7 protein-coding genes are annotated in these 7,511 nt (G+C 67.7%); 4 read left to right on the top strand and 3 right to left on the bottom strand.

Annotation, left to right across the window (positions count from 1 at the left end; translation table 11 throughout):
• Positions 1-210: 210 nt before the first annotated feature.
• From msrA to aguB, 4 genes are all read left to right on the top strand, one after another.
• Positions 211-834, top strand: a complete 624-nt coding sequence (msrA, locus tag B3E43_RS00965; RefSeq protein WP_292026024.1) for a peptide-methionine (S)-S-oxide reductase MsrA — start codon at positions 211-213, stop codon at positions 832-834.
• A gap of 261 nt (positions 835-1,095) precedes the next feature.
• The gene (locus tag B3E43_RS00960) at positions 1,096-3,729 is read left to right on the top strand and encodes a TonB-dependent receptor (protein ID WP_292026023.1); all 2,634 of its coding nucleotides are present in this window, start codon (positions 1,096-1,098) and stop codon (positions 3,727-3,729) included.
• A gap of 155 nt (positions 3,730-3,884) precedes the next feature.
• Complete coding sequence (locus B3E43_RS00955) at positions 3,885-4,886, top strand: agmatine deiminase family protein (RefSeq protein WP_292026022.1); 1,002 nt, start codon at positions 3,885-3,887, stop codon at positions 4,884-4,886.
• A complete protein-coding gene (aguB, locus tag B3E43_RS00950) occupies positions 4,886-5,755 on the top strand; it encodes an N-carbamoylputrescine amidase (RefSeq protein ID WP_292026021.1) in 870 nt (289 codons plus the stop codon). Before B3E43_RS00955 ends, aguB begins: the two co-directional genes overlap by 1 nt.
• Here the strand turns inward: aguB and B3E43_RS00945 are convergent.
• The 3 genes from B3E43_RS00945 to B3E43_RS00935 form a co-directional block, all read right to left on the bottom strand.
• Positions 5,736-6,533, bottom strand: a complete 798-nt coding sequence (locus B3E43_RS00945) for a PA-phosphatase (protein ID WP_292026020.1) — start codon at positions 6,531-6,533, stop codon at positions 5,736-5,738. The genes aguB and B3E43_RS00945 overlap by 20 nt on opposite strands.
• Positions 6,530-7,015 carry a hypothetical protein gene (locus B3E43_RS00940; protein ID WP_292026019.1) on the bottom strand — a complete coding sequence of 162 codons (486 nt, stop codon included), beginning with the start codon at positions 7,013-7,015 and terminating at the stop codon, positions 6,530-6,532. The genes B3E43_RS00945 and B3E43_RS00940 overlap by 4 nt, the downstream gene beginning before the upstream one ends.
• Before the next feature lie 109 nt (positions 7,016-7,124).
• On the bottom strand, positions 7,125-7,475 hold the full coding sequence (locus B3E43_RS00935; RefSeq protein WP_292026018.1) for a ribonuclease: 351 nt from the start codon (positions 7,473-7,475) through the stop codon (positions 7,125-7,127).
• Positions 7,476-7,511 lie beyond the last annotated feature (36 nt).

Raw genomic sequence — 7,511 nt, 5'->3', positions numbered from 1 at the left:
GACGGCGTGCGTGAGCCGCTCAACCGTCGCGCCACCATCGGCATCAACTTCCGCTAAACCCGGAAGGCCGAAGGCCAGCAACACAGAGCCGCCGCCTCCCGAGAGGGGGGCGGCGGTTTTGCTTTGGACGCTTGATCTGAAACCGCCGGGGCGCGACCATCGTATGTCGGTCATGGCGCGGACCCTGTCGCGCTGCCGGAGTCCGTCCCCATGTCGCGTCGCGCCGTTTGCAGTCTCGTCATTCTCGCGCTCGCCGCCTGCTCGCCGGGCGACCCGGCGGAGAGCGCGCCCTCCGCTCCGCAGGCTCGGGACAGCGGCCGGCGCGAGGTCGCGGTCTTCGCCGGCGGCTGCTTCTGGTCGGTCGAAGCCAATTTTGAGCGAATGCCCGGCGTGGTCGCGGCGGTATCCGGTTTCGCCGGCGGTCAGATCGCCAACCCGACCTATGATCAGGTGGTCCGGGGCGGAACCGGCCACCTCGAGGCGGTGCAGGTGACCTTTGATCCGGCCCGCATCAGCTATCGCCAACTGGTCGACCGGTTCTGGCGAACCATCGATCCCACGGACCCCGACGGCCAGTTCTGTGATCAGGGCGCGCCCTATGCCACGGCGGTCTTCGCCACCCCCGCCCAGAAGCCGGCCGCCGAGGCCTCGCGCCGCGCGGCAGTCGCGCAGATTGGGCCGGCTCGCTTCGTCACGCCGGTTCGGGACTCGGCGCGGTTCTGGCCCGCCGAGGCCTATCATCAGGACTTCGCCCGGCTGAATCCGGTGCGCTATGGCGGCTACACCCGATTCTGCGGCCGGGCCGCCCGTTTGCGGGCGGTCTGGGGCGAATAACCGTCGAGCGAGCCCATCCAAATCGATCCGGGCGCGGAAGAAATGTCCAAGGGTTGCCCGGGGCGGCGCTCCGGAGCGAAGACATCCACAGATTCCGACCCGCTCGAGTGTGTCTCTAACGCCACCCGATCTGACTGTCATATCACTGTCACACGAATGTCGTCCCACTTTCCGATGGCACGCCTAGAGGGGGCGGGAGATTAGCCGGCTGCCGCCGGTTGCCGGGCGTGCGCGCCCTTCTTCATTCGGGGATCAATGACAATGACGAACCGCAAACGCGTGTTCTGGGCGACCACCGCCCTCTTCAGCGGCCTTCTGGTCGCCGGCGCCGCATCGGCCCAATCGTCGGGCACGGTCGCGACCGAGGCTACCGAACTGGACACCGTCGTCGTGACCGGCACGCGCGGGCCGTTCACCACCGACGGCTCGATCGTCGCCGAGACGGTCGCCAAGACCCGCTCGACCATCACCCAGGAGTTCATCTCGACCCAGAGCCCCGGTCAGACGATCCTGCAGACCCTGAACCTGGTCCCCGGCCTGAACTTCGTGAACGCCGACCCCTTCGGTAACTCGGGCGGCAACATTCGCCTGCGCGGCTTCGACGGCAACCGGGTCTCGCTGACCTTCGACGGCATCCCGCTGAACGACACCGGCAACTACGCCACCTACACCAACCAGCAGCTGGACCCGGAACTGATCGAGCGCGCGGCCGTCAACACCGGCACGACTGACGTCGACAGCCCGACCGCCTCGGCGACCGGCGGCACCATCAACTACACCACGGCGCGCCCGCTCGAGGAGATGGGTGGCCAGGTGAACGTTTCGTTCGGCGACTTCAACTATCGCCGTCTGTTCACCCGCTTCGACACCGGAACCTTCGGTCCGTGGGACACGACCGCCTACTTCACCTTCTCCGGCACCGACTATGACAAGTTCAAGGGTCCCGGCAACCTTGAGAAGCGCCAGTACAATGCCCGCCTCTATCAGAACCTCGGTGATGGCAACTTCGCCAGCCTGTCGGCGCACTGGAACCGCAACCGGAACGACTTCTACAACAACTTCATCAACCAGGCCCAGTTCAACTCCGGCACCTACCTCGAACAGGACCGCTCCTGCTCGATGCCGAACGGCGGCCCCGGCGCCCAGAACGACAACACCCAGTCGACCTTCGTCCGCTCGGACGGCACGACGGGCACGGGCAGCTGCACCAACTTCTTTGGCCTGCGCATCAACCCGTCGAACACCGGCAACATCCGCGGTCAGTTCAGCTACGGCCTGACGGACAGCATCCGGTTCACCTTCGACCCGTCGTTCCAGTATGTGACCGCCAACGGCGGCAACTATTCGTTCGCCACCGAGCGTGACAACCGCTTCGACCAGGACGGCAACAACACCGGCGGCATCGGCGTGGACCTGAACGGAGACGGTGACGTCCTCGACACCATCGCCATCTACGCCCCGTCCAACACCACCACCAACCGCTACGGCATCATCAGCTCGCTGATCTGGGATCTGAACGAGGATCACCGCATCCGCGCCGCCTACACCCTGGACTACGGTCGCCACCGCCAGACCGGCGAAGGCATCCGCCTCGGCCGCGACGGTCGCCCGGCCAATGTGTTCGGCGGCCATGAGCGTTGGGGTTCGCCGGAACTGCGCCTGCGCGGCCGGGACGGCTCGCACTACAACTCGCGCGACCGTTTCTCGATCGCCGAACTGAACCAGTTCGCCCTGGAATACCGCGGCCAGTTCCTCGAGGACACGGTCACGGTCAACATCGGCGCCCGCGCCCCGATGTTCCGTCGCGAACTGAACCAGTACTGCTACTCGCTGAACGGCACCTCGACCGTCCGTTGCACCACCGAAGCCACCACGCCGGACCTCACCCGTCCCGGCAATGTGACCTTCAACGGCACCACCGGTTCGTGGATCGCGCCCTACCAGGCCGAACTCGAGTTCAACGACATCCTGCCGAGCCTCGGCGTCAACTGGCGCTTCGCGGATGGTCACAGCGTGTACGCCAGCTATGCGGAAGGCATTTCCGTGCCCCGCACGGACAACCTCTACCAGCCCGTCCGCAGCACCACCGGCGCCCTCGACTTCTCGGCCGTGCAGCCGGAACTGACCCAGTCCTACGACCTGGGCTATCGCTTCCGTAACGACATGTTCCTGGCCCAGGCCGCGCTCTGGTACACCAACTACGAGAATCGCATCGTTTCGTCGCGCGACAACGACCCGAGCTCGCCGACCTTCGACCTGATCATCGACCGCAACGTCGGCGCGGTGGAGCAGTGGGGCTTCGACGGCCAACTCGGCTGGAACGTCACCGAGAACTTCTCGGTCTATGGTTCGGCGTCGTATAACGAGAGCGAAATCCAGGACAACCTGTTCTTCGGCAACTTCAACTGCACCAACGCCAACCAGGTCGCGGGTTCGACCCCGGCCTGTGGCGCGGGCACCCTGATCCCGCTGTTCCTGCCGACCGCCGGCAAGTCGCTGGTCGAAACGCCCGACTGGACCTACTCGCTGCGGATGGACTGGGACGTCACCGAAGACTTCTCGGTCGGCCTGCAAGGCAAATATGTCGGCGACCGTTGGGCCACCGACGTCAACGACGAGGTCGCCCCGGCCTATACGGTCGTCGATTTCGACGCCCGCTACGACCTGACCCGCCTGGTCGGCAGCCTCCGTGACGTCTATGTCCAGGTCAACGTGACGAACCTGCTGGAAGAGGACTACCTCGGCAACATCTCGTCGGGTAACAACTCGCTGGCCTCGACCCTGACGACCGATCCCCGTGTGCCGGCGGCCAACGCCATCCGCTCGGGCCAGGTCCGGACCTATTCGGTCGGGTCGCCGCGGACCGCGATGATCTCGCTCGGCGTGAAGTTCTAGAGCCGGGTCCATCGGGACTGACGAACGAGGGGGCGGTCCGGAGACGGGCCGCCCCTTTTCGTTTTGCACCGACCATCGGGGGATGAGTTGAAGTCGGGGTCCGGCGTGTCTATCTGGCGCGGTCGCCTCGCCGCCGTTCAGGACTTCCCGCTCCCATGACCAGATCCATCCCCGCCGAATGGTCTCTGCACCGCGCGATTTGGGTTGGCTGGCCGAGCCACGGCGAGCTGTGGGAGGAAAGCCTCGAGCCGGCCCAGGCCGAGGTCGAGGCCCTGGTCCGCGCCCTGGCCGGGCCGGGCCGCGAAACCGTGAAGCTGATGGTCGGCAAGCCTGAAGCTCTGGACGATGCTCGAACCCGCTTCGCCGGCGTGGCCCATGTCGAAGTCATTGATGGCCGGTTCGGGGACATCTGGCTGCGCGACACCGGCCCGATCTTCGGCGCCGGGTCAGCGACGGCCGCAGCCTTCCGCTTCAACGGTTGGGGCGGGAAATACGAGCTGGAGTACGATGACACGGTTGCGGAGCAGATCGGCGCGGCCTCCGGCGTGGCGCTCGACCGGCACGACTTCATTCTTGAGGGCGGGGCGCTGGACCATGACGGGCAGGGGACGATCGTCACCACCCGCCAGTGCCTGCTGAACCCGAACCGCAACCCGGGCTGGACCGAGGCTGCCGCAGAGGCCGCGCTGGCTGCGTCGCTGGGCGCGCGCAAGGTCCTGTGGCTCGGCGACGGCCTGCTGAACGACCACACCGACGGCCATGTCGACAATCTGGCCCGGTTCGTCGCGCCGGGCGTGATCGCCTGTCCGATCGCATCAGGCCGAAATGATCCGAACGACGACGTCTATGACGCGGTGGCGAAGGCGCTGTCTGAGATGACGGATGCGACCGGCGCGCCGCTGAAACTGCTGCGCCTGCCGTCGCCCGGCTTCATCGGCGACGAGGACGAAAAGCCCATCCCGGCCAGCCACATGAATTTCCTCATCGCCAACGGCGCGGTGATCGTCCCGGACTACGGCAACACGCGCGCCGTCGATCTGGTCTGTCAGGGCCTGAAGACGGTCTTCGCGGACCGCGAAATCATCCCCCTGTCCTCCATCGCCATCCTGTCCGGCGGTGGATCCTTCCATTGCATCTCCCAGCAGGAGCCCGCCTGATGGCCCGCACGATCTCCGTAGCCGCCCTGCAGACGTCCTACGGTGAGGACCTGCGTGCCAATATCGACAAGACCATCGCTCTGGTTCGACAGGCCGCCGCAAAGGGCGCGCAGGTGATCCTGCCGAGCGAACTGTTCCAGGGGCCGTACTTCTGCGTCAGCCAGGAGGAGCGCTGGTTCGCGGGCGCCCATCCGTGGCGCGAGCACCCGTGCGTCGTCGCCCTCCAGCCCGTGGCTGCCGAGCTCGGCGTCGCCATCCCCGTCTCAATCTTCGAGCGTGAGGGACCCCACTATTTCAACTCCATGGTCATGTTGGACGCTGACGGCGCGGCCCTGGGCGTCTATCGCAAGAGCCACATCCCCGACGGCCCCGGTTATCAGGAGAAATACTATTTCCGGCCCGGCGACACCGGCTTCAAGGTCTGGAACACCCGTCACGGCCGTATAGGCGTCGGCATCTGCTGGGACCAGTGGTACCCGGAGACGGCGCGGGCGATGATGCTGCAGGGGGCCGAGGTGTTGATGTATCCGACGGCCATCGGCTCCGAACCGCATGACAAGGAGCTGGACACCGCCGAGCCGTGGCGGCGCGCCATGCAGGGGCACGCGGTGTCCAACGTCGTGCCGGTCGTCGGCGCCAACCGCATCGGCCACGAACAGGTCAACGACGCCGGGCAGGTCTTCTACGGCTCATCCTTCATCGCCGACCACCGCGGTGATCTGGTCGAGAGCTTCGGTCGGGAAGAGGAAGGGGCCCTGGTCCACACCTTCGATCTCGACTTCATCGACCGCCACCGCGCGGCCTGGGGTTTCTTCCGCGACCGCCGGACCGATCTGTACGGCTCGCTGGTCAGCCCGCGTCCGGCGTAGCCGCCGGGGCGCTCACCGGCCGAAGCGCACGGCGTTCGGCGGCGCAGGCCGGATGGGTCAGGCCCTCGGCGCGCGCGGCGGCGACCTCGGCCCTGGCAGCCTCCAGGTCGACGGCGAACTCCGGCGTGGCGGCGGCCTGCTCATAGACGGCCCGGCCGATCTGAATGCCGTCGGCGACGTCCGCCTGCCAGTTCACCCGGCACAGGGCGCGGCTTGCGCCGATATCCAGTCCCCGCCGCCGGACCTCCCCAGCCTGGTCCGGCGCGAGGGCGGCGAACATCTCGCCATAGACCGCCCCGGCGACGGCGCCGCCCGCAGGCCAGGAGGGGCTGTTGCGCGAGGCCTCATCCATCCGGATACAGGACTGCAGGTCCGGCCGTTGAGCAACCGGTCGCTGTCGTGGCGCGCGCTCGGCGAGAGCGTTCGTGACGCTGGCGGAATCAACCAGCAGCCGGTTCATCAGCCTGTTCAGAGCAGGGCGCGGCCTGTCCTCCAGCCGTGTATTCAGGATGCAGTCGAAATGCTGGGCGGCCCCCGGCGGCCGCAGTTCCGCGTGGACCGTGGCCAGCCACCAGCGGTCGGCGCCTGGCTCGACGGAGTCGAAGACGGCCTGTTCCACGTCCGGATAGACGGGCGAAGGCGTGAGTTCCGACCCGACCGACCGGACGACGGCAGGGTCGAGATAGCCCTCAACCGGCGCAAGGGCGATGATGGGCGCTGCTGCCGAAGCGCACCCGCCCATCAGGAGGCAGGCGGCCAGGGCGGCAGCCGGTTTCACCGGCCGTTGGTCCAGTCCAGCTGCACGCTGGTCGGGCCGCCTTCGACCGGCGTGGCGACGACGTGCAGCAGCTTGCCGCTGTCATCCTTGGCGGCGGCGCCATAGGCGCGGGCCTCGCCGGTGTTCATGGCCATGACGGAGGCCAGGCCGGCCGCCTCGGCGCGCTGGCGATAGAAGGCAATCACCGCGTCCGGAGTAGCCTCGGTCGTGAAGACCAGAATGCCGCCGGGGCCCTCGGCGCTCCGGGCGACCGTAGGCGGCCCGCTGGCGACGGCGCCCGGGTAGACGACGGCGAACGCGGGGGCTCCGGGGGCAGCGGGCGCCGCTGCTGAGGCGGTTTCAGCCGGCGCAGGGGTGACAGCGGCCGCGGCTTCCGCTGCGGGCGCCGCCTCGGCGACCGGGGCCTCATCTGCGGGGGCCTGGCTGCAACCGGCCATGGCCATGGCCGCCATCAGAGCGGCGACCGCAAGCGTGCGCTTCATCCCGTATCGTCCTTGAAGAGACTGTCGTTGAGTGGCCGCACCGTGGCCCAAGCCTGCGGCGGCGGCAAGGCAGGTTCGCGCCTTCGCCAAGGCGCGGATGACGCAGGCGTCACCCGGTCGCGGCGTCGGCCTCGCCCCTTCCGCCGTCGACCGGCTCGCCGTCGGGGCCGGTGGAGTCCTCGCCGGTGTTCTTGACCGGTTCCAAATCTGCCTTCGCCGAGGCCGCGGATGCGCTCGAAGCCAGGCCTTCGCTGGCAAGGGTCTCGTTGACCGTGTCCTGGTCAGGGTCGATCTCTGACCCGGTCGCGGATCCACCCTGGAGCGATCCGGCGCGGGTGTCCGACCCCATGTCGCTGCCCGACAGGGCCTCGGTCAGGGCGTCCGGGGTCCGGCCCGTATCAGGCTTTTCGCCCATGTCTTCGGCCTCGCGGGCGTCGGCGGTCTGATGCGGGTCTGTCATGGTGAAGCTCCTTCGCGGAAGAAGCGGGTGGGAAGC

This window comes from Brevundimonas sp. UBA2416 (assembly GCF_002343105.1).
Classification (GTDB): Bacteria; Pseudomonadota; Alphaproteobacteria; order Caulobacterales; family Caulobacteraceae; genus Brevundimonas.
The sequence above is the reverse complement of the archived record's forward strand: the minus strand, read 5'-3'. Positions and strand labels throughout refer to the sequence as shown.